We start from the raw sequence: 22,688 nt of genomic DNA on the forward strand, positions 1-22,688 counted from the left end.
CCCGGACGAGGTGAAACTCCGTAGCGGAGCCGGGTCGATCCTGACGACGCAGCAGGTCTCGACCCGGCTCTGTCGGTGCCCTCACCAGGTGCGACGTCGCAGACAATTACCAATCAGTTATTCATCTGACATTCTGCGCTCGGCCGCCGTTTCGGTCGGCGGCGCTCTCCGCTAGTCTCGACTTCAGAACGATGCGCGCCGCTGCTGTTGCGAGGAGGACTGCCGATGCCGCTGAGAGGGATCGAGATCGATCGTGTCGCTGACAGTCTGACCATGGCGTGGGCTCTGCCGTCTGCTCCGACGGATGTATGGCGGCATCTGCAGAATGTCGAGTCACTCGATGAGTGGCTCGGTCGTCCGCTCGTCTTCGGCACCGAGGTGGGTGGCGAGATCATCATCGATCACGCCGACAGCTATCTGTGCCGCTCGGAGATTCTCACGATCGACGATTTCGCTGTGGAGGCGACATGGTCGTTCCCCGACGAGCCGATGACGAGGATCGCGATCCAGCTCGCCGAGGCTGTCGCAGACCGTTCCAACGGGGCGGGCGGATTCGCTTCCACCGAGGTGACCACCGAGACGATCGACCAGACAGCCAGCAAGACGGCCGACGAGGCCGTCACAGAGGCGGCTGCTGCCGATGGTGCGCCTGCCCGTGACGATGCAGAATCGTCCACGACGCTGGTATTGCGTCATGATGGTCTCGGTTCGCTGATCGATTCGTACGCGACAGGCTGGTGCACCCACCTCACGTTCTTCGAGGCCTCTCTCGCGGGGATTCCGATCCCGGGCTCCCAGTTCTGGCCGCTGTGCACGACGTTCGATCAGCTGCTCGCACCTCACACGGAGTCGCAAGGCTGACAGCGTTCGCTGCAAATCAACGCGTTGCCGCGTGCAGGTCAGGCGTCGACGACAGCCCACATGGTTGTCGACTTCTCACCGGCGACAAGAACAGCGCTGTAGCCCGAGGTCAGCTCGTCGTACTCATCTGCTTTGTGCTCATCGACGAGTTCACCCGTCTCGGATTCGTAGAAGCTCGTCTTCTTATTGTCGGTGATGCGTGGTGGATGTGAGCAGACCGAGCAACGGGCCCAGAATGACAGCCGGCGCTACACCAGCCCCTGGTCCTCTGCGACGCGGATGGCGCGGGCCCGCGAGTCCACCCCGAGCTTCGTGAACACGTTGACCAGATGGCTCTTCACCGTCGCCTCAGTGACGAAGAGCTCCTGAGCGATCTGCACGTTCGAGGCCCCGGTGGCCAGCAGCTTGACGACGTCGCGCTCCCGCCGGGTGAGCTTCGGACTCGGATTGCGCATCGCGGCGAAGACCTTCGACGAGATCTCCGGCGGCATGTAGGTCTCCCCCGCTGCGGCTCTCTCGATCGCCGTCGAGATGTCGCCAGGATCGATGTCCTTGAGCAGGTAGCCCGAGGCCCCCGCATTGAGCGCGGCCACGATCTCCGAGTCGAGGTCGAAGGTGGTGAGGATGAGCACCGCCGGCGGGTTGTCCTTGGCTCGCAGCCGCTTGGTCAACTCGATGCCGTCGATCCCGTCTCCAAGTCGCAGGTCGCACAGGACGACGTCGGGGTCGAGCTCGTCGACGACGTCCAGCGCCTCTTCGCCGCTGCCGGCCTCGCCGACGACGGCGATGTGCTCGGGGGCGTCGATGACCGATCGCAGGCCCGCCCGCACGACCGGGTGGTCATCGACGAGGATCACTCGAATGCTCATGCGTTCTCTCCTGTGTCCGTATTCATGTGCCGACTATTGCCACCCTCGCCGAGGTGGCCCGTCGTGTCCGCGGCCGCACCCTCAGCAGGCGTGCTGAGTCCTTCGCCGCGGGTGTGCAGCTGGGATTGGCTGGGCGGGGTCGCGGAGATCGCGAAGCCGGAGCCCGGGTTCGATTCAATGACGAGCTCCCCGCCGAGTTCGCGCATCCGCGAGGCGATGAAGTCGAGTCCGAAACCCGACTCAGGATTCCGCTGTCGCTTCTCGGGGTCGGCCATGCCCACCCCGTCGTCGACGATGTCCATGCGGATGGACCCGTCGAGGTCCATGAGGCTGACCATCACACGAGAAGCCTGCGAGTGCTGACGGACATTGGCCAAGGCCGACTGTGCGGTGCGCAGCAGCGCCACCTCCACCTCGGCGGACAGGGTCGGCAGGGTCTCGTCGATGTCGAGGCGACCGCTGATCCCGCTGTCTTCCTCCAGCCGGGCCAGCAGGCGGCGGATCGCTGCGGTCAGCGCCCCGTCCTCGAGTTCGGCAGGCGCCAGGGCTGCGATGATGCGGCGGACGTCGCGGGAACTCTGCGCGGCGAGGTCCTCGACCTGGGCGAGCACCTGGCCGGCACGGTCATCGGAGGTCCGCTCCGCCTCGGCGTGGGCGATGAGACGGATCGACGAGATCGACTGTGCGATCGTGTCGTGGATGTCGCGGGAGACGCGGGTGCGCTCCTGGATCTCGCCGGCATGGCGCTGGGTCAGGGCGAGTTCGTCCTGCAGGTCGAGCAGGTTCTGGTGGGCGAGTTCGAGGGAGCGCAGGAGCTCCTCGCGGCGCCGCCCCTCACGGAGGAGTTCGATGTAGCCGCGCGAGAGCCCGAGGGCGAACACGGCACCGATGAGGGAGCCGATGATGCTCGGGGTCTGCACGTTCCCGTAATGCGCCAGCGGTGCGACGATCGTCGCGATGTAGGTGAATGCGGTGAAGACGACGGCGATGCGCAGGGAGAAGAGGTGCCCTGCGAGCAGCCAGAGGAGGAAGGCGATCCAGATGAACTCGGCGGATACGAGCAGGGTGCACAGCCAGGCGGCAGCGAGGACGATGAGCCACCACTTGGCGAGCACGAGTGCGCCGCTGCGGGCGGCGCGGACAGCGCCGAGGGCGTACCAGGCGAGGAACACCACGCTCACGGCGATTGCGGCGAGCATCGGGGCGCCGGTGGTCACGGCGCGCAGACAGGAGATGACTGTGAGGACGAGGGCGATGGCGTGCTGGCCGTACTCCATCGTCCGCTCTGTCCACTTGCGTGCGCCCACGCCGCCACCTTCCTCGAGGTCCGCTTCGGCGACAAAGGTGCCGAAGCGATGCTCCTGTGCTCTCACGATTCTCCTTGCCAACTCAACCACATCCTGCGAAGTGGTGTGAATGATCGACCCCGGTGGGCGGGCCGATGTGCGGCCCGATGTGGAAACCGAGCAGGCCCGGGCGACGAGGTGGTCGTCGCCCGGGCCTGCCGAACTCGGTGAGTCAGGCCTGCCGAACTCGGTGAGTCGATCCCGCCGAGCTCACTGAGGAGGCGGCTCAGTGAGACGGCGGCTCAGTGCTTGGCGTGATGCGATGCGGACCCGGAGTCCGCCAGTTCCTTCTCGGCGAGCAGGTGAGTCGGCTGTGCGTCGTGCTCGAGCGCCGTCGAGCGTGCGGCCGTTTCGTCGGCCGTCGAGCGTGCGGCCGATTCGTCGGCCGTCGAGCCTGCGGCCGCGCCACCGGCGGTCGAGCCTGCGGCCGCACCGCCGGCCGTACCCGCAGCGTCGCCCTCATCGAAGTGAGTGATCGTCTTGTTCGGCCACCACATCCGGTTGCCGGCGAGTCCGAAGATCGCGGGCACGATGACGGTGCGGACGATGAGCGTGTCGACGAGCACACCGACTCCGACGATGAGGCCGAGCTGGCCGAGCACCATGAGAGGCAGCATGCCCAGTGCCGCGAACACTCCGGCGAGCACGATGCCGGCGCTGGTGATGACGCCGCCGGTGTGGGCAACGGCCTCGATCATGCCCTGGCGTCCGCCGTGGAGCACCGACTCCTTCTTCGCGCGGTGGGCGAGGAAGATCGAGTAGTCGATGCCGAGCGCGACGAGGAAGAGGAACGCGAGGATCGGCACCTGCGCATCGAGTGCGGACTGACCGAAGAACGTCCGCGACAGGAACGCACCGAGCCCGATGGCCGCCGCCGAGGACACCACGTTGACCAGCAGCAGGGTGAACGCGGCGATCGGGGCGCGGAGGATGACGAGCAGGATGATGAAGCTGATCGCCAAGACCATCGGAACGATCGTGAAGAAGTCCGCCTGGTTGCCGTCACGAGCGTCGAGTTCCGTCGCCGCAGCCCCGCCCACCTGGGCGTCGGCTCCGTCGATGGCGTGGACGTCGCTGCGGATGTCCGAGACGAGGTCGAGTCCCTTCGCGCTGTCGGGTTCGAACTCGCCGGTGACCATGATCTTCGTGACCGAAGTGCCGTCGATGTTCGTGCCATCGACCGCCGAGGCGCGCACCACTCCATCGATGTCGGACACCGAGCCGACGACCTGATCGGCCTCATCGGTGTTCGCGACGACCCAGATCGGCTGTGATTCGCCGGGAGGGAAATGATCGGCCAGGACGTCGAGGCCCTGCGCCGATTCGGACTGGACCCGGAACTTCTCGGTCTGGTCGAGCCCGATCGAGGAACCGATGAAGCCGGTGGCCATGACGCCGAGGATGACGATCCCCGCGCCGAGGTGGAGCCCGGGTTTCCGGACCACGCGAGTGGCGATGCTCCGCCAGATCGAAGGCTTCGCCGAGGCGGCCCTGTCCTTGGTGCCGGCCGCGCGGTCGGCGAGCTCCTGCGGTGAGTGGTGGGCCGCCTCGGCGGGGGTGGTGTCCTCAGCCGAGCCCTGCTCGGTGAGCGCGTCGTCGGCCTTCGGGACGAAGGGCCAGAACACGCGCTTGCCGCAGATCGCGAGCACCGGCGGCAGGGCGAAGAGGACAGCAGCTGCGGAGATGAGGAGGCCGACGGCCGCGGTGATGCCCAGGCCGCGGGTGCCGGGGATGATGGCGAAGACGAGGCTGAGCAGGGACAGGACCACGGTGAGGTTCGAGGCGAGGATCGTCGTCGCGGTGTGTGTCCACGCCTCGGCGAGGGCGGTGCGGTGGTCGGCGATGCGGCGCAGCTCTTCGCGGTAGCGGGAGATGAACAGCAGTGCGTAGTTCGCGCCGGCACCGAAGACGAGGACGCTGATGATTCCTGCGTCGAACTGCAGGTCGAGCCAGTCGCCGACGGCCGCGGTCACGGTCGAGGCGAGTCCGTCGGCGGTGCCGATGACGATGAGCGGCAGCAGCCACAGGATCGGTGAGCGGTAGGTGATGATGAGCAGGAGTGCGACGATGACGATGGTGACGATGAGCAGAGTGAAGTCGGCACCGTTGAACGCCGAGGCGATGTCCGCGCCGATCGCCGGACCGCCGGTGACCAGCAGGGACATGCCCGAGTCCTGAAGCTGACCGGCCTGTGAGTCATCGGCGATGAAGTCGCGGAGTCCGTCGACGGTGTCCGCGGTGTCGGCGTTGTTGAGTCCGACCTCGATGGGGACCATGAGCAGTGCGGCCCTGCCGTCGTCGCTCATGATCGGCCGGGCGCCGGAGCTGCCGGAACCAGCGTCACCGGAGTTCTGGGCGGCAGAGTCGCCGGAGTCCAACTTCTGCTGATCGGCGTAGTCGCTCAGCGTCGTGCCGAGTGTGCCCAGATCCTTCTGCTCATCCGAGCTGATGACAGAGTCGTCGTCCTTCGAGGCGACGACCATGACGGACTGTTCGTCCGCATTCGGGAACTTGTCGAGGGTCTGCTGGACCTGCGTGGATTCGGAGTCGGTCGGAGCGGTCTCGTTGGCTCGGTCCTCTCCTGCTCCGGACAGGAGTCCGAAGAGGAGCGCGACGAGGACGACGACCCCGCCGAGGACGAACCAGGAACCGCGCTTCGATGTCAGTGTGCGTGCGGTTGTCGCCAGTTGTCTGTTCATGACTCAAGTCCATCAATTCACGGACCTGGGCACATCGCCGAAGAGTTCGGACCTGATCTGCAACTTTCGATGGAGACGGGTTCGGTTGGGCCTCGCTCCGGGGAGGCTCCTGGGCTCACTTATCCGTTGGATTGAAAAACGTGTCGTGCACGACGCGTTCTTCGGGCTAAGCGATAAGTGAGAGCTCGTGGCCGCGCGGAGGAGTGGGTGCGTTTAGAGGTTCCGCGCGGACGAGCAGCGTTTCAGGCGAGCTCTCCGCCCGCGGCCTCGATCTCAGCCAGCGCGGCCGTGCTCGAGTCCACACCGACGCCGGCGACGAGGTCGGTGAGGACGCGGACCTTCACGCCTGAGTCCAGTGCGTCGAGGGCAGAAGCGCGTACGCAATGGTCGGTGGCGATGCCGACGACGTCCACCTCGGTGACGGTGAGGTCGTGAAGAAGCTCACCGAGGCTGCTCCCCGTTTCCGTGGTGCCCTGGAAGGCCGAATAGTCGGGTCTGCCCTGGCCCTTGCGGACGTGGTGGGTGATGGGCGCGGTGTCGAGCAGCGGGTCGTATTCGGCCCCGGGGGTACCGGCGACGCAGTGGACGGGCCAGTTGTCGACGAAGTCCGGGGTGTCGCTGAAGTGGCCGCCGTTGTCGCTGTCCGGATCATGCCAGTCGCGGGAGGCGATGACCGCGTCGTAGTCCCCGGCGTGAGCGGCGAGGTGGCGCGTGATGCCTTCGGCCACGCGGTCGCCGCCGGTCACGCCGAGCGCGCCGCCTTCGGTGAAGTCGTTCTGGACATCGACGATGAGGAGTGCCTTGACCATGCTTCGAGCATAGGCGTTTCCCACCCGATTGCCAGGGGTGCGTTGGGATCAGAGGTCCGTCGGATTCAGCGGCATGTTGGAGTCAGACCCAGCCTCTGCCCGCGAAGATGCGGTGATAGATCTCGCGGAGCACCGACTGCTTGCGGGCGTTGTAGTCCGTGACGGTCTCGCCCGCAGCGTTCGCCTGCGCAGCCGAGGCCAGCTTCACCGCCTGATACCGCTCACGATCGTCCGGGTGTGTCCGCAGGTGGTCGCGGAAGAGTCGCATGCGCGCCACCTCCGCGCAGCGGGGCCCGAAGACGTGGACATTGCAGTGCATCTGACCCTGTGCCGGGTCGAGACGTTTGAGCAGGCGGTGTTGATACCATGCCGACTCGCGGACGGTCAGGTCGAGCCCGATCGAGTTGAGCGCGGGTACGTAGTCGTCCTCGTGGCGGGGCTCGGTGACGACGAGCGCGATGTCGAGGATCGGCTTCGCCTTCAATCCCGGCACAGAGGTGGACCCCACGTGGTCAATGCCGACGAAGCAACCGGTTCGCGCGAGTGAGTCGCGAATACTGTCCGCGATTACGGCGTAATGTTCGGCCCACGCCGGATCATGTTCGACGATCTCGATCGTGGCCGGAGGTGTGCTCGGGCGGATCCAGAGGTCCGGTTCCGGAGCCTCGATGAACGTGACGATGTCGGCCACCTCGGCGAACATCGGGTCCGCGGGCAACGGATCGGTCGACTCACCGCCCGCTGACGTGGTCTCACGGCCGGGACCCCGGTCGTCTGATCCGTCAGCGGGCGGCTGGTTCATCGACGGGACTCAGGCCTGCTTGAGGGCGCGCTTCTCGGCTTTCTTCGCAGCCTTCGCTGCAGCCTTCTCGATTGCCTTGGTGTTGTCGCCGTCTCCGGCGATGAGGAGCAGACCGCCGAGGGCCGCGAGGTTCTTCGAGAACTGGGTCTGATGAGCCTTCGCGTCGCCGCCCTCCATCTCCCAGAAGGAGTGTCCGGCCAGCGTGGTCGGGACGAGGGAGCTGGCGAGCGCCAGCGCCGAGAGCCGCGGCTTGATGCCGAGCAGGAGGGTCGCACCGGCGAAGATCTGCACTCCGCCGTTGATGCGCACGAGCAGCTCGTTGTCATCGGGCAGCGCGGGAACGTACTCGCGGATGGCATCGAGCGTCGACTCGGCCATCGCCGCCTTTCCGGCCGGATCCTTGATGGCCGACAGTCCGCCGGTGATGAAGATCGGGGCGGTGAGCATGCGTCCTGCCGTCTGCAGCAGCGATGATCCAAAAATCACAAGAGACTCCTTAGGTCTATGGGTTTTTGAGCCTAACGGACGCCGGGGGCGTGCCTCAATTTCGAGGTCGGCCCCAGCGGCGCGTTTCGCTGATGATCACGCGTTCTGCACGTGGGCAGTCGGCTGCGAGACAGCCTCGGCGGGCTTGGCCTTCTTGATCCCCAGCTCCGGCTGCTTGCGGAACTGCCCGGTCACAACGAGCACCACGATGACGATGGCAGAGACGATCCACCCGGAGACCCCGAGGAATGCGATGAGCGCCGGGTCGGGAGTTGAGGCGCCGGAGTCCATGAGCAGCCCCAGCAGCATCGCATTGGACCCGTTGAGGGCGGCGTGGGCGAAGACTGCGGGCCAGACGGATCCGGTGCGCAGACGCAGCCAGCCGAAGAGGATGCCGAGCATGACGCAGCCGCCGACCATGAACGCCAGACCGGTGATGTCAGGGCGACCGAAGTTGTAGCCGAGCAGAATGAGCGGCGCGTGCCACAGGCCCCAGACGGCACCGACGATGAGAATGGCTGGCCAGGTGCCGAGGGGACGGAGACTCGTGAGCAGCCATCCGCGCCACCCGAGCTCCTCCCCGATGGTGACGAAGGCGGTGGCCACCGAAGCCGCGAGCATGAGCAGCAGATAGCCGAGGACGGCGACCGCCGTCGGCACGGACTCCAGGCCCGGGAGTGTAGCCAACTGCTCCTTGAAAGCGGACAGTCCGGTGATGTCGAGGTCGAGCCAACCGAAGGCAGCGCTGAGGAGGTAGCCGAGGACGACGAGCACCATGATGCCGAAGAAGGCGGCCACGGTCATCCAGAGGACTCGGCCGAAGGGCCGCAGCGGCCAGAAACCGAAGTAACGGGGTGCGCTGGCCATGGCCTCTCCCCTTGCGCGGGCTCTCCGACGCTGAATGATGGAGGCGACGATGCTGGCGACCAGGGGGGTGAACATCATCAGTCCGCCGCAGAGCTGCACGGCGAGCGGATCGCTGAGTCCCTCGCCCGAGGTCCACAGCGGCAGACATGCGAGCCAGGCGAGGCCGAACGCGATGACGGCGAAGAGGCCGAGCTCGAGCCAGGGCATGCGGCGGGGCACGCCCGCGAGTGGGCGTCCCTTCGTATCGACCGCCTCGGTGGTGGTGGAGATGCCGGGAGCCTCCGCGGTGGTGTCGATCGTCGCAGGGGCGGTGTCGATCGTCGCTGGTCCGGGCGTCGTATCGGTCGGTCGGGTCGCCTCGGCGAATCCTGCCTGGTTGTGCGTCTGCGTGTTCACGATTCCTCCTCATTGCTGCACGGTGCCTGCCGTTTCATCAGTGGTCCGTGCCTGTGATTCCACGCTATGACGCATGTCGTTCCGGCACCTCCGCCGCGAGGATGAAATCACGGTCAGCCGCGCGGGCGAGATCGGAGTCGCGGCAGGGAATCGGGCTGGTGGGACGCGTTCGAACGCATTCGTCTCCAGGCCGGGGAATCGGGGTTACGATGGCCGACAGAACCAGGATCAACGACGATTCGTATGAAGGAACATCACCATGTCCGATCACCTCTCCGACGCCCATCACCCCTCGGGCGACCACAGCGCCACCGGCGGCCACCGCGCCGAAGGAGCAGGCCGCACCGCCGGCGACCGAGGCGACCACCTCTCCGATTCCGATCACCTCGCGGTCCTCGGCTACGGGGACTCGTTCGAGCGATCGATGAGCCCGTGGGCGAACTTCGCGCTCGGCTTCACCTATCTCTCTCCGCTCGTCGGCGTCTACTCACTGCTGGCGGTCGCGCTGTCGACCGGCGGTCCACCGTCGATCTGGTGGATCGTCATCGTCGCGTGCGGGCAGCTCCTCGTCGCACTCGTCTTCGGCGAGGTGGTCTCGCAGTTCCCCATCGCCGGCGGCATCTACCCGTGGGCACGCCGCCTGTGGAGCAAGCGGTATGCGTGGATGGCCGCCTGGGTGTACATCTGCGCGCTCATCGTCACGATCACCTCGGTGGCGGAGTTCGGAGCCGGATTCCTCGCAAGCCTCTTCGGCCTCGCGCTCAGTCGCAACACCACGCTGGTCCTCGCGCTGGTGCTGCTCGTACTCGCACTGGCAATCAACTTCTCGGGCACGAAGTGGCTGGCCAGGATCGCGCGGATCGGCCTGTTCGCCGAGCTCATCGGCGTCATCGGGCTCGGCCTGTTCCTCCTCATCTTCGAACGCAAGCACAGCTTCTCCGTCTTCTTCGACACCATGGGCACCGCCGGGGACGGCAGCTACCTGCCTGTGTTCATGGGCGCCGCGGTCGCCGGACTCTTCCTCTTCTACGGCTTCGAGGCCTGCGGTGACGTCGCCGAGGAGGTCTCGAACCCCGCGCGCGGCATCCCGAAGGCAATGCTCATGACGATCTTCGTCGGAGCGATCTCGGCCCTGTTCTCCTTCGGCGGTTACGTGCTCGCCGCCCCGAACCTCGACGAGATCGTCGCCGGTGAGGTCGAGGATCCGATTCCCTCGATCCTGGCAGGCAGCCTCGGCGATGTGGGGGCGAAGATCTTCCTGCTGGTGGCGATCCTCGCGTTCATCTCCTGCGTGCTCAGCCTGCAGGCCGCGGCCTCACGTCTGATCTTCAGCTTCGCCCGCGACGGCATGATGCCCGGTCACCGGTGGCTCTCAAAGGTCACCGACGGCACGAAGGTCCCCCGCAATGCGCTCATCGTTGCCTGCACCGCGCCGGCACTCATCTGCGTGCTCATCTGGTTCAACGACGGGATCCTCGTGGCTGTGACCTCATTCGCGATCCTCGGCATCTACCTCGCCTTCCAGATGGTCGTCCTCGGTGCGCTGCGGCAACGCTTCAAAGGCTGGAAGCCGGCCGGACCGTGGTCGCTGCGCGGATGGGGCATCGTCGTCAACATCGCGGCCCTGGCCTACGGCATCTTCGCGATGATCCTGCTGTCCCTGCCAGGCGACTCCGGGTCGTTCTTCGCCGATTGGATCGTGCTCATCGGTCTCGTCGTGGTGTTGGTCGTCGGCTTCATCTACCTGTTCACCGCGCGCCCGGACCGGAAGTCCGACGCACCCGAAGACGACGCGATCGCCGTCGCTGAGGCGATCCGGACACACCGGGCGAAGCGGTAGGGGTGCGGCGGGTGCAGCAATTGGGCCTGCTGCACGAGGCGGCGGGCCGCACTCCCATGAAATAGTGGTCACAAATGAACGTTGCCCTCGAATATAGGTCACCATCGGATATTCTCTAGCGCGCAGAATGTCCGATGGTGACCTATGTTTAGGTCCGAAAGTCCGATGGTGACAATCATTTCTCGCCCACTTTCGCAAGTGAGGCCTTTACATCTCGGATTTGCCGGCGCCGAGCGCTTGGACAGGACTCTTCTCAGATCGACAGATTCTGTCCTACCGGTACACGCACAATTCGCTACTCTGTCAACACACTTCCCTGAGTCCACTTTCGCACTCACGCCTGTGCAGAACTTCGATGAGACTCCCATCGCCACACCCGAGACTTCCCCTGAACGCGCTGGCCTCGCCGACGGTCTCGCTCCACTCACCCTCAGCTGGTTGTGGACAATGGTTTGACTCAGACATGAGCACCCTGTGGACGCTCGACTGCTTCGCACAGCCACCTAGGGCGGGTCTTCCCGCAATGTGAGTCCAAGTGAACGATCTGTGCATGAAGCATCCTCTGAACTATGCCGACTATCCAGCAATCCTCTCGGTCTCCGAGGCCCGCCCACGAGGTGCCTCCGACTACGACATCCGTTCCGGCCGCAACTTTCCATCGGCAGCCTGGGGAATTCGCTTTGACGATTCCACCCCTACCCAATTCCCGGTTCCCACATGGGCGGACGACGTTTGGCTCGGTGAGGCGAAATTGCTCCGAGCTCTGGCCCACCGGCACCCGGGCGTCGTCGCATGCAGAGAAACTGCGGCACGACTGTTCGGATGGCCGCTGCCGCCGTCCAGCAGAAGCGACAATCTCCATGTGGCCGTTTCGGACACCAACAAGCGCATTCGCAGGAAGGGCGTCACCCTGCACAGGATGAGAGTCCTCAGAACTGTCACGTGGTTGGGTCTGCCCGTGTTGAGACCGTTGCAGGTCTTCAGTCAGCTTGCTTCCGTGTGCTCGGTGGAATCTCTGGTGAAGATCGGAGACGCAGCAATCGGCGATTGGAAGAGCTCGCCCCAATTCTCACTGGAGAACCTGACCGCGCACATCTCCGGGACAAGGCACCTCAGAGCCAGACCAAAGCTCCAAGTCGCGGTCGGCCTCATCAGAGAGGACGTTGACTCACCGATGGAGACCGACCTCCGACTCTGGGCTATCGCCCAAAATCTTCCTGAACCAGTCGTCCATCCTGCTGTGTACTGCCCGACGATCAATCAGACCCTGCATCCTGACCTCGGGTACCCGAAGGAAAAGCTTGCGCTGGAGTACGAAGGAGACCATCACCGAACCTCCGAATACCAGTGGGCAGCCGATATTGATCGAGTCAATGCGCTGAAGATAGCCGGCTGGACCGTTATTCGAGTGACGAAATTGACCAATCGCCGTCAACTCGAACGCGATATCCGCCAGTACCTCGGACTGCAGTGAAGAACTCAGGTCACCATCGGACATTTCTGGGGCCGAAAAGTATCCGATGGCGACCTAAATTCAGGCGCAAATGTCCGATGGCGACCTCAATTCGCTGGAAGGCGCTGGGCAGCCGCCCCGCTTCGCCCCAGACTCCGAATTCGGGGGCGAAGGACAGAGATCCGGCTGGCACGTCGCCTGCCAGTGGCATCGCCATGAGCGCCTCATCAGGGACGTCGACGTGCAGCGTGATGCCGAAGCCTGAGGCCGGGGTGAAACCGAAGCGCGGATAGTACTCGGCGTGGCCGAGGACCACGACGAATGGTTCACCGCGCTGGGCCGCCTCGGCGAGGAGCGCTTCGATCACCGCAGTGCCGGCGCCGGTGCGCTGGTGCTCGGGCCACACGGAACAGGGCGCAAGACAGACCCCGGGAACCTCACCGACGAAGCACCGAGAGAGCATGGCGTGGGCGATGACCTCACCGTCGAGGATGCCGACGAACGACAGACCTTCGATCCCATTGCCGGACGCGCGGAGGGCGTCGACGAGTTCTGCCTCGTCAACCTGGCCGAAAGCAGCCGCAGTCAGCGCGTGGATCGCCTCGATGTCACCGGAAGCCACTGGGCGGACGGTGAACTGAGGTGCGAGAGGATTCGTCACCCACACACGATAGCAATCGGCGAGGCCGCCTCCGTCCATAGTGGCGAGAAGTCTGTTTTCGCTCACCAAATCGGACTTTTCGCCACTATGGAGTCTCCCCTCACCCTGCCCATTCACATAAAAATACATTCCTATGCATAACAATTCGACAGACAGTGGGCGATGACGTTACGCTGGTGTCATGTCGAAAGTACTGTCTTCGCTCCCAGTCGGTGAGCACGTTGGAATCGCCTTCTCCGGCGGATTGGACACCTCCTGCGCGGTTGCGTGGATGCGCCACAAGGGTGCCGTCCCATGCACGTACACGGCCGACATCGGCCAGTACGATGAGCCCGACCTCGACGGTGTGACCGCTCGCGCCAAGGAATACGGCGCCGAGATCGCCCGCTTCGTCGATGCCAAGCGTCTGCTTGTCGAGGAGGGCTTCGTCGCCCTGCAGTGCGGTGCGTTCAACGTCCGCTCCGGCGGCAAGACCTACTTCAACACCACTCCCCTGGGCCGCGCGGTCACCGGCACCATGCTCGTGCGGGCCATGAAGGAAGATGGCGTCGACATCTGGGGCGACGGGTCGACCTATAAGGGCAACGACATCGAGCGCTTCTACCGCTACGGTCTCATGGCCAACCCGAAGCTGCGGATCTACAAGCCGTGGCTCGACTCGGACTTCGTCGAGGAGCTCGGCGGCCGACAGGAGATGAGCGAATGGCTCGTCGAGCACGGCTACCCGTACCGCGACTCGGCTGAGAAGGCCTACTCCACCGACGCCAACATCTGGGGCGCGACCCACGAGGCCAAGACGCTCGAGTTCCTCGACGCCGGTCTCGACATCGTCGAACCCATCATGGGCGTGGCCGCCTGGCGCGATGACGTCGCGGTCGAGACCGAAGAGGTCACCGTCGGCTTCGAGGCCGGCCGGCCCGTGTCGATCAACGGTGAGAAGTTCGACGACCCCGTCGCACTGGTCTACAAGGCCAACGAGATCGGCGGCCGCCACGGGCTCGGTGTCTCCGACCAGATCGAGAACCGCATCATCGAAGCGAAGTCCCGCGGCATCTACGAGGCCCCGGGCATGGCGCTGCTCCACGTGACCTACGAGCGCCTCCTCAACGCCATCCACAACGAGGACACCATCGCCCTCTACCACGAAGAGGGCCGTCGCCTCGGCCGCCGGATGTACGAGGGACGCTGGCTCGACCCGCAGTCGCTCATGCTCCGCGAGTCCATGCAGCGGTGGGTCGCCTCGGCGATCACCGGCGAGGTCACCCTGCGTCTGCGCCGCGGCGACGACTACACGATCGTCAACACCACCGGACCGAACCTGTCCTACCACCCGGAGAAGCTGTCGATGGAGCGCGTCGGCGACTCCGCATTCGGCCCCGAGGACCGCATCGGTCAGATGACCATGCGCAACCTCGACATCGCCGACTCGCGCGCTCGCCTCGAACAGTACGCTGCCATGGGCATCGTGTCTGGCCCGACCTCGGAGCTCGTGGGCTCGCTCGAGGCCGGCGGCGCCGAGGAGATCGCGAACTCCAACGCCGAGGTGGACGAAGCCGGCGACCTGGCTGGCCTCTCCGCCGCATTCGACGCCGGTACGGACTGAAGTTCCGCGTCCGGCGATGACAGACTTCCGGAGCTACCGCGCTGCATGAGACTCGCGGCCTCCGGTTGAGAACAGAGAACGGCCGGCGAGTGCGTTCCGCGGATCATTGCGATCCCGGAAGCGCACCCGCCGGCCGTCGCTTTCATTCACCTGCGATCGGCGAGCGTCCTGATCTGACTGCCAACCCGGTGGCCGCGTGGGGCCGCCGAACCGCTCACGTCGATCGCCCACACGCCGCCCGGATGGGATGATTCATCCCATGACTTCCGATTCCGCTGGTTCCATCCGCACCATCGCCGAGGCGGTCGACCGGGAGCTGCGCAACCGAGGCACCCGCGATCGGGCCGAGAAGGAAAAGTCCTACCTCAAGAGCGAACTCACCCACTACGGAGTGAGCGTGCCGGACACTCGCTCGGTCGTCAGAGCAGCGCTTCGCGGGGCGGAACTCGGCCCCGACGACGCCATCGACCTCGCACAGCATTTATGGGCGGCGCCGGCAGCCGGAGGCGATCCGGCCGGGACCGCAAAGCCCGACAACGTCGGCTCCGCGGAACAACCCTCGCCCGTCCACGAACGCCGCGCCGCGGCGACGATGGTGCTCATCCACACGCAGGACCACCTCGGCGCCGGTGATGCCGAGGTCATCGAACGCTTCCTGCGAGAGGCGAAGACCTGGGCCCTTGCCGATCCGCTCGCCGGTGACCTCGTCGGGCCGCTGAGTGAACAGGACTCCGGCTTCGATCCGGTCCTCGAGCGTTGGGCGACGGATGAGGATTTCTGGATACGACGCTCGGCGCTGCTGGCCCATCTGCGTCCGTTGCGTGCCGGGCGCGGGGACTTCGATCGGTTCTCACGCTTTGCCGATGCCATGCTCGAGGAGAAGGAGTTCTTCATTCGCAAGGCCATCGGCTGGGTGCTGCGCGACACCGCGAAGAGGCGTCCGGACCTGGTCTTCGATTGGATCCTGCCACGGGCGCACCGGGCGTCGGGGGTCACGATCCGCGAGGTGGTCAAGCCGCTGACCGAGGAGCAGCGGGCAGCGATCCTCGCGGCACGATGACCAACGTCGAGGCGGCCTTCGCAGTCAAGCGCTGAGAACCGGCAGCGTCTACAGCCCTCGGGCGAACTCGAGCAGCACCTCATTGAAGGCCCCAGGCTGTTCGATGTTCGCGGCGTGCCCGGCCTTGGGCAGAACGACGGAAGAGCCGATCGGGGCGAGGCCCGCTGCTGCCCATGCATGAGCCGGCGGCCAGTATTCGCTCTCGGATCCAGCAACGAAGAGGACGGGAACTCCGCAGCCTTCGATCACCGGCCGCCAATCGGCCTTCGCATGGTCGTTGAGCAGGACGAGTTCGCCGTCGCCTAGATTCTTGTCCACGCCCTTCATCGCTTTAAGCAACCTCAGGACCCGCCGGCCGCGGCGCCACACCGGCGTACCGCGACCGGTGTCAGGGATGCCGTCGGCGAAGTAGGTGTCGACGTTCGTCGTGTCGTAGCCGTAGAAGCCGTGGGGCCAGTCGTCGGTGTTGAGCATGGCCGGGGTCTGGTCGACGATGACGATTCCGGCGATCCGCTCCGTGCCGGCCTGGGCGAGGTAGGACCAGATCGTGTTTCCGCCCATCGATCCGCCGACGACCAATGCTTCACGAAGGTCGAGAGCCTCGAGCACCTCGTCGAGATCGCGACCTCGGCGCTCCATGGTCACTCCCGACGGCGGTCGGTCGGCACGGCCATGTCCGCGCAGATCGACGGCGTAGACGCAGTACCCAGAACGCTCCAAGGCGTCGACCTGATACAGCCAGCTCGTCGCCGGGGCTCTGAACCCGGCGAGCAGCACGACCGGACGGCCGGAAGGATCCCCGGTCCGGGTGTAGTCGAGTCGGACGCCGTCGTCGCAGATGATCGTGGTCACGCCATCATGATATCGCCGAGGTGGCCCCTCGTTTCCTTCACCGAGCACCACTGCCCGCCCTTCCGGGAGCGAGCACCGCTGCCCGCTTCGCCGAATAGCACCATGCGCTTCGTCAGCTGTGCATCGTCACTTACCACTCGCCGTCTCGCGATGCCACGTGAGATATCCCTCCGGCCGAGAGCCTCCTCAACAGTCTCAGACGGGTCTATTGTGATACCGGATCACGCAGAACCGGGCTCTTCGTCCGCCCCGATCCCGCCGAACGCCATCGCTGTCGCCGCCGACAGCGACAGCCGCCGGCACAACGCGAACGCAGAAGGCATCAGGCGCGTCCCGAATGAGAATCAAGGAAGCCCCATGCCCAGTCAGTCCAGCACCAGAACGCTGGAAAAAGCCGCGGCGAGCCAGGCCCGCGCCCACGCCGGCCTATCGATGGCGGGGAAGATCGCAGCGGTCCTCGCCCTCACACTGATCATCTACTTCACCCCGGCCCCGGAAGGCATCGACCCACGCGGGATGCACATGGCCGGAATCTTCGCCGGAACCATTCTTGGTCTGATCCTGCAGCCGCTGCCGACGGCCTCGGTGGCGCTGATCGGGCTGGCCGCTGCCATGGTCACCGGCACGATGGACGCGAAGACCGAGGCCCTGCAGGGGTTCGGGAACTCGACGATCTGGCTGATCGTGGCCGCGTTCTTCATCGCCGACGGATTCCTGCTCACCGGCTTGGGACGCCGCATCGCGCTGCTGTTCGTCTCATGGCTGGGCCGTTCCTCGCTCGGGCTGTCATACGGCATGGCGCTGACGGACCTCGTGCTCTCCCCGGCCACACCGTCGAACACGGCACGCGCGGGAGGCGTCGTCTATCCGATCGTGCGGTCGCTGGCGTCGGTCAATGACTCCCACCCATCCACCGATGAGTCGCGGAAGAAGCTGGGCGCCTACCTCTCCCTGACTTCGGTGCAGGTCAACACCATCACCTCGGCCATGTTCGTCACGGCCATGGCCGGCAACCCGCTGGCCGTCGGCTTCGCCGCCGACGCCGGAGTCGACATCTCGTGGGGCGCCTGGGCTCTGGCCGCGATCGTGCCCGGACTCGTCGCGCTCATCGTCATGCCCTGGTTCATGGCCAAGATCTACCGACCGGGTCTGACGAAGACTCCCGAGGCTCCTGCCCACGCGCGTGACGAGCTCAAGGAACGCGGCCCCATGAGCCGCGGCGAGTGGACCATGCTCGCGACGTTCGTCCTCCTGCTCCTCCTGTGGGTGTTCGGCGACATGATCGGTGTGGATGCCACCTCGGCGGCCTTCGTCGGCGTTGCGATCCTCCTCATCACCAAGGTGCTGACCTTGAAGGACATGGCCGCCAACCGGGGTGCCTGGTCGACGCTGATCTTCTTCTCCGTGCTCGTGGGCATGGCCACCCACCTCAACACCCTCGGGGTGATCGGGTGGATCGGCGACGAGGTCGCCGGACTCGTCGGCGGGATGCCGTGGATGGCAGCGTTCGCCGTGCTCAGCCTCGTGTACTTCTACGTCCACTACCTCTTCGCGTCGAACACGGCGCAGATCGTCGCGATGTACTCCGTGTTCCTCGGCGCTGCGATCGCCACCGGCGCTCCCCCGCTGTTCGCGGCGCTGGCGCTGGGCTTCATCGGCAACCTCATCGGCGGGCTCTCGCACTACGCCTCGGGACCCGCGGGCGTGATCTATGGGTCCGGCTATGTCACGACAGCCGAGTGGTTCAAGGTCGGCTTCCTCGCCTCCATCGTCAACATCCTCATCTGGAGCCTCATCGGCGGCGGGTGGATGTCCCTGCTAGGCATGTGGGGCTGATCCCCTCGCCGAAGCGGCCCATAGAAGCGGTGGATCACTCCGCGTGCTACTCCGCGCTCCACAGGGCCCGGTAATACCGGATCCGCTCGATGTCAGGATCGGTTCCATACGCGTCCCAGAACAGGGCCTCGTCGTAGTCGGAATAGTTCCATTCGAATGACATCGTCGCCACGGCCAGGTCGGCCCACCGGTCGGCTACGCCGAGGCGCTGCATGTCCACGTTGGCCACAAATTCTCCGTCGTCACCGATGAGGGTGTTCGGCGCGCAGGGATCACCGTGACAGACGACGAGCCGGTCGGCTGACGGAACGGATCCGAGTCGAGAGGCGGCCTCGGCACTGATGAGGCCGAGCCGGTCTTCGGTCGACCATGTCCAGGGGCAGTCGTCAATCGGGAGACCGTGCAGCATCCGGAGCCCCTGCGCGATCGCGATGACCGCGCTGTTCGCCTCGGCAGCGCGGGTCGGGTCGACGGCGTTGATGCCCGGCAGGGCCTCGGTCATGAGGTATTCGATATCCGCACCCTCGACGTCTCGGCGGAGATGAGCGACGACCCGCGGTGCCGGGTGCCGGCCATCCAGCCACCGCAGCTTGGTCGCCTCGAGTCCGAGATCCTCAGAATTCGGCAACGGGTTGCGCTTGAGATACCCCCATCGCCGTCCGCTCTCGGATTCTGCGCCTCCGCGCCTATCGAGCTCGAACCGCACCGTCAGGCCGCCCGTCTGGTTGAGCCAGACCGGAGTCGGATCCGGACCCGTGATCTCGAGGACGTCGTCAGGGATCGGGTAGTCGGCAGGAACGCTCGAAGCCAGGCGCATGGTCTCCTCCTCTACTACGGTCGGTCATTGTTCCGGTTACCGCGCTCAGCGGTCGCGGACCGGCGGATGGCCGGGGAGCTGGCGGGCCGCATCCTCGGGGTTGCCGGTCAGCTCGACGACGCCACGTGCAGTGGCCGCCTCGGCGAGCTGTGAGAATCCCGCCGCCGAGGCGGTCCAGGCGATGGCATCGATCGCCGACTTCGCGGGCTGCCGCCCGGTCCCGGCGAACCAGATCCAACGACCGTCGATCGACCGCGGAATCGGGTCGAGCGCAAGCGTGAAACGCCTGCGTCCACGCCGGGCATCCTCGGCCGAACAGGCAACGAAGTGGACGCCATTCCTCGTCCACCACGACGCCCTCAGTGTCGACTGCGACATCTGCCCCTGCAACCCGACTTCTTTGAGGTACCTGTTCGCGCCGGCGATTCCGGCAATGCTGCCGGGTGTGATCTGCTGATAGGGAATGGCGTAAGGACGCAATCCGGGAGCCACGGATCCGACGATGAGCCCGCGCGCACAGACGATGAGTCGCTCGCCGGATAGGTAGAGCAGTATGAGTCCGACGATCAGGGCGAAGATGATGCCGGGTGCGATCGCCAAGACCAGCGTCTCCCCCGGGTTGATGAAGGTCAGGCCTGTGCAGACCACCCAACTGAGGACAAAGCCGATCACGGTTCCCGGGCCGGGCCGGTCCGCGAAGACGGCAACGACGTCGCCGAGTTCGTCGCGGTGACGACGGGCCTTTCGCATCACAGAACTCAACAGAACCCCAACCTTCGGATCAATAGTCAGCCGCACAAAGCCCCGGACAGACGGTGACTGTGCATCAGAAGTGTGAGCGTACTGATTTTCATCACTACGTGTGCACTTCCGGGATACAGTCGCGGACTATCCCCGCGCTGGGGACGCAATCCCGCCAACCGACGGATGTCGGCTCCCCATACACGAAAAAGTCCCTCACCAGATATCATGCCTGGTGAGGGACTTTCCTTCGGTGCGCCACGAGGGATTCGAACCCCCAACCTTCTGATCCGTAGTCAGATGCTCTATCCGTTGAGCTAGTGGCGCATGTTGACCGGACTTCCGCCCTGCAACTCGAACAACTATACACACCCGCTTCACTCAAGCTCAAATCGTTCCCGCGTGCGCTTCGCCACATTCACACGGAACCGCAGAGCCGCCTCGGCGAAGAGGGGGTGAAACCGCGGACTTAAGCGCAAATCCGGCACTGAAACAAACCGTCATCCCGTTGAAACAATACGTCCTATCATTGACGCTTCCGCGTCATTGATGCCCTGCTTGTGATCCAATGCACATCTTCGCGTGACCGAAACGGGCGATTTTGTCGTCGCTCCCCATCCTACGGTGGATGTGTACCACCGCTCGACGGATCGACCAGCCGCCCGAGTCCAAACCCTCGCACACGACCCACAGGAGACCACTCATGACTGTCCTCGACCATGATGTCGTCGCTGACCAGCTGAAGAACGCACCGACCGAGAATGAGTCGGTGCTCTCGTTCGTCGGCCGGATCGCATCCCTGACCACGCCGGACGAAATCGTCTGGATCGATGGTTCGGATGAGCAGAAGAATCAGATCGCTGCGCAGCTCGTCGAGGCCGGCACCATCGTGCGCCTCAACGGCACCAAGGACTCCTACTATGCGGCCTCTGATCCCGAGGACGTCGCCCGCGTCGAGGGTCGCACCTACATCTGCTCCGAAGAGGAGAAGGACGCCGGCCCGCTGAATAACTGGGTCGCTCCTGCAGAGATGAAGGAGACGCTGAACGGTCTCTTCGAGGGCTCGATGCGCGGACGCTCCATGTACGTCATCCCCTTCGTCATGGGCCACGCCGAGGCGGACCAGCCGATGTTCGGCATCGAGGTCACCGATTCGGCCTACGTCGTCCTCTCGATGCTCGTCATGGCGCGTTCGGGCAAGTACGCCCTCGACGCCATCGACGCCCAGAACGCGAACTTCGTCGAGTGCGTGCACTCGGTCGGCGCCCCGCTCGAGCCCGGTCAGGACGATGTCGCCTGGCCCTGCAACACCACGAAGTACATCACGCACTTTCCGAAAGAGCGCTCCATCTGGTCCTACGGCTCCGGCTACGGCGGCAACGCCCTGCTGGGCAAGAAGTGCTACGCACTGCGCATCGCCTCGGCGATCGCCCGCGACGAGGGCTGGCTGGCCGAGCACATGCTCATCCTCAAGCTGACGAACCCCGAAGGCGTCGTCAAGTACGTGGCCGCCGCGTTCCCGTCGGCCTGCGGAAAGACCAACCTCGCGATGATCGAGCCGACCATTCCCGGCTGGAAGGCAGAGACCCTCGGTGACGACATCGCCTGGATGCGCTTCGGCGAGGACGGCCAGCTCTACGCCGTCAACCCCGAGTTCGGTCTCTTCGGCGTCGCCCCCGGCACCGGCTACACCACGAACCCGACCGCGATGCGCGCCATCGAAGAAGGCGGCAACATCTTCACCAACGTCGCTCTGACCGACGACGGTGACGTGTGGTGGGAAGGCAAGACCGACGAGGCTCCGGCCCACCTCACCGACTGGAGGGGCAACGACTGGACCCCCGACTCCGACACCCCGGCCGCTCACCCGAACTCGCGCTTCTGCACCCCGATCGCGAACGTGCCGACCCTGGCACCCGAGTGGACGAACCCGAACGGTGTGCCGATCTCGGCCATCCTCTTCGGCGGTCGCCGCAAGACGACGATGCCGCTCGTGACCGAGACCAAGGACTGGAAGCACGGCGTGTTCATGGGCTCGGTCCTGTCCTCCGAGACCACCGCCGCCGCGACCGGAGCCGTCGGCGTCGTCCGCCGCGACCCCATGGCGATGCGCCCGTTCATCGGCTACAACGTCGGTGACTACCTGCAGCACTGGCTCGACATCGGCAACACCGAGGGTGCCCAGCTGCCGAAGATCTTCTACGTCAACTGGTTCCGTCGCGACGATGACAACTCGTTCCTGTGGCCCGGATTCTCCGAGAACTCGCGCGTTCTCAAGTGGGTCTTCGAGCGCGTCATCGGCACCGCGGATGCTCAGGAGTCCCCGCTGGGCCTCACCCCGGTCGATGGCGGCCTGGACACCGAGGGCCTCGACTTCACCGATGAGCAGCTGCGCAAGGCACTGGCCATCAAGCCTGAGGAGTGGGAGACAGAGCTCGGTCTCATCGAAGACTGGTACGCCGAGCTCGGCGATTCGGTTCCGACCGAACTCCGCGCCGAGGTCGACAACCTCCGCCAGCGCCTCGGGCTTGCCTGAGTCGCTGAGGGCCAGCCCGATGATTCGTTGAAGGCTGGCCTACTGGCACACTGAAAATCCCCCAACCACCGCCGAGGTGGCTGGGGGATTTTCGTGTCCGCGAGGTCCGTGCGCACCGACTATGGCTGCATTGGACAACCAGCGTCGAACGTGG

The 22,688-nt window shown here is 65.3% G+C and carries 18 protein-coding genes and 1 tRNA gene; 7 read left to right on the forward strand and 12 right to left on the reverse strand.

Annotated features, from left to right (window positions below; translation table 11 throughout):
* The first annotated feature begins 225 nt into the window (after window positions 1-225).
* Window positions 226-861 carry a hypothetical protein gene (locus J9314_RS16270; protein WP_210603344.1) on the forward strand — a complete coding sequence of 212 codons (636 nt, stop codon included), beginning with the start codon at window positions 226-228 and terminating at the stop codon, window positions 859-861.
* A 248-nt stretch (window positions 862-1,109) separates the two neighbouring features.
* Here the strand turns inward: J9314_RS16270 and J9314_RS16275 are convergent, their stop codons facing one another.
* The 7 genes from J9314_RS16275 to J9314_RS16305 all read right to left on the reverse strand — a co-directional run bounded on the left by J9314_RS16275 (window position 1,110) and on the right by J9314_RS16305 (window position 9,135).
* Window positions 1,110-1,730, reverse strand: a complete 621-nt coding sequence (locus tag J9314_RS16275; protein WP_210603345.1) for a response regulator — start codon at window positions 1,728-1,730, stop codon at window positions 1,110-1,112.
* Window positions 1,727-3,103: a sensor histidine kinase gene (locus tag J9314_RS16280; protein WP_246490452.1), complete on the reverse strand. Its 1,377-nt coding sequence runs from the start codon at window positions 3,101-3,103 to the stop codon at window positions 1,727-1,729. Before J9314_RS16280 ends, J9314_RS16275 begins: the two co-directional genes overlap by 4 nt.
* Before the next feature lie 215 nt (window positions 3,104-3,318).
* Window positions 3,319-5,775 carry an MMPL family transporter gene (locus J9314_RS16285; RefSeq protein WP_246490453.1) on the reverse strand — a complete coding sequence of 819 codons (2,457 nt, stop codon included), beginning with the start codon at window positions 5,773-5,775 and terminating at the stop codon, window positions 3,319-3,321.
* 242 nt (window positions 5,776-6,017) lie between these two features.
* Window positions 6,018-6,584, reverse strand: coding sequence for an isochorismatase family protein (locus tag J9314_RS16290; RefSeq protein WP_210603346.1), 567 nt, complete (start codon window positions 6,582-6,584; stop codon window positions 6,018-6,020).
* An 82-nt stretch (window positions 6,585-6,666) separates the two neighbouring features.
* Entirely contained in the window at window positions 6,667-7,386 is a 720-nt protein-coding gene (locus tag J9314_RS16295; protein WP_210603347.1) for a GrpB family protein, read from the reverse strand.
* 9 nt (window positions 7,387-7,395) lie between these two features.
* The gene (locus J9314_RS16300) at window positions 7,396-7,872 is read right to left on the reverse strand and encodes a DoxX family membrane protein (protein ID WP_210603348.1); all 477 of its coding nucleotides are present in this window, start codon (window positions 7,870-7,872) and stop codon (window positions 7,396-7,398) included.
* 96 nt (window positions 7,873-7,968) lie between these two features.
* A complete protein-coding gene (locus J9314_RS16305) occupies window positions 7,969-9,135 on the reverse strand; it encodes a CPBP family intramembrane glutamic endopeptidase (protein WP_246490454.1) in 1,167 nt (388 codons plus the stop codon).
* Between the two features lie 259 nt (window positions 9,136-9,394).
* Here J9314_RS16305 and J9314_RS16310 point away from each other — a divergent pair, with 259 nt between their 5' ends.
* Both J9314_RS16310 and J9314_RS16315 read left to right on the forward strand, forming a co-directional pair.
* Entirely contained in the window at window positions 9,395-10,975 is a 1,581-nt protein-coding gene (locus tag J9314_RS16310; RefSeq protein ID WP_246490455.1) for an APC family permease, read from the forward strand.
* A 550-nt stretch (window positions 10,976-11,525) separates the two neighbouring features.
* On the forward strand, window positions 11,526-12,449 hold the full coding sequence (locus tag J9314_RS16315; protein WP_210603349.1) for a hypothetical protein: 924 nt from the start codon (window positions 11,526-11,528) through the stop codon (window positions 12,447-12,449).
* A gap of 10 nt (window positions 12,450-12,459) precedes the next feature.
* On the opposite strand, the gene J9314_RS16320 is transcribed toward J9314_RS16315, so the two are convergent.
* On the reverse strand, window positions 12,460-13,089 hold the full coding sequence (locus tag J9314_RS16320; RefSeq protein WP_246490456.1) for a GNAT family N-acetyltransferase: 630 nt from the start codon (window positions 13,087-13,089) through the stop codon (window positions 12,460-12,462).
* A 181-nt stretch (window positions 13,090-13,270) separates the two neighbouring features.
* Between J9314_RS16320 and argG the strand changes: the two genes are divergently transcribed.
* Both argG and J9314_RS16330 read left to right on the forward strand, forming a co-directional pair.
* Window positions 13,271-14,692 carry an argininosuccinate synthase gene (argG, locus tag J9314_RS16325; protein ID WP_210603350.1) on the forward strand — a complete coding sequence of 474 codons (1,422 nt, stop codon included), beginning with the start codon at window positions 13,271-13,273 and terminating at the stop codon, window positions 14,690-14,692.
* Between the two features lie 259 nt (window positions 14,693-14,951).
* Window positions 14,952-15,752, forward strand: coding sequence for a DNA alkylation repair protein (locus J9314_RS16330; protein WP_210603351.1), 801 nt, complete (start codon window positions 14,952-14,954; stop codon window positions 15,750-15,752).
* A gap of 48 nt (window positions 15,753-15,800) precedes the next feature.
* Here J9314_RS16330 and J9314_RS16335 read toward each other — a convergent pair whose 3' ends face one another.
* Entirely contained in the window at window positions 15,801-16,604 is an 804-nt protein-coding gene (locus J9314_RS16335; protein WP_210603352.1) for an alpha/beta fold hydrolase, read from the reverse strand.
* Window positions 16,605-16,961: 357 nt separating this feature from the next.
* On the opposite strand from J9314_RS16335, the gene J9314_RS16340 reads away from it, so the two are divergent.
* Window positions 16,962-18,440, forward strand: coding sequence for an anion permease (locus J9314_RS16340; RefSeq protein WP_210603353.1), 1,479 nt, complete (start codon window positions 16,962-16,964; stop codon window positions 18,438-18,440).
* A gap of 46 nt (window positions 18,441-18,486) precedes the next feature.
* Here J9314_RS16340 and J9314_RS16345 read toward each other — a convergent pair whose 3' ends face one another.
* The 3 genes from J9314_RS16345 to J9314_RS16355 form a co-directional block, all read right to left on the reverse strand.
* Entirely contained in the window at window positions 18,487-19,257 is a 771-nt protein-coding gene (locus J9314_RS16345; protein ID WP_210603354.1) for a phosphotransferase, read from the reverse strand.
* A gap of 45 nt (window positions 19,258-19,302) precedes the next feature.
* Window positions 19,303-20,007, reverse strand: coding sequence for a hypothetical protein (locus J9314_RS16350; protein ID WP_210603355.1), 705 nt, complete (start codon window positions 20,005-20,007; stop codon window positions 19,303-19,305).
* Between the two features lie 245 nt (window positions 20,008-20,252).
* Window positions 20,253-20,325: transfer RNA gene (locus tag J9314_RS16355), tRNA-Arg, on the reverse strand.
* A 376-nt stretch (window positions 20,326-20,701) separates the two neighbouring features.
* Here J9314_RS16355 and J9314_RS16360 point away from each other — a divergent pair.
* Window positions 20,702-22,534, forward strand: a complete 1,833-nt coding sequence (locus J9314_RS16360) for a phosphoenolpyruvate carboxykinase (GTP) (RefSeq protein WP_210603356.1) — start codon at window positions 20,702-20,704, stop codon at window positions 22,532-22,534.
* Window positions 22,535-22,688 lie beyond the last annotated feature (154 nt).

Origin of the sequence: Brevibacterium oceani (genome assembly GCF_017948325.1) — a bacterium.
Classification (GTDB): domain Bacteria; phylum Actinomycetota; class Actinomycetes; order Actinomycetales; family Brevibacteriaceae; genus Brevibacterium; species Brevibacterium oceani.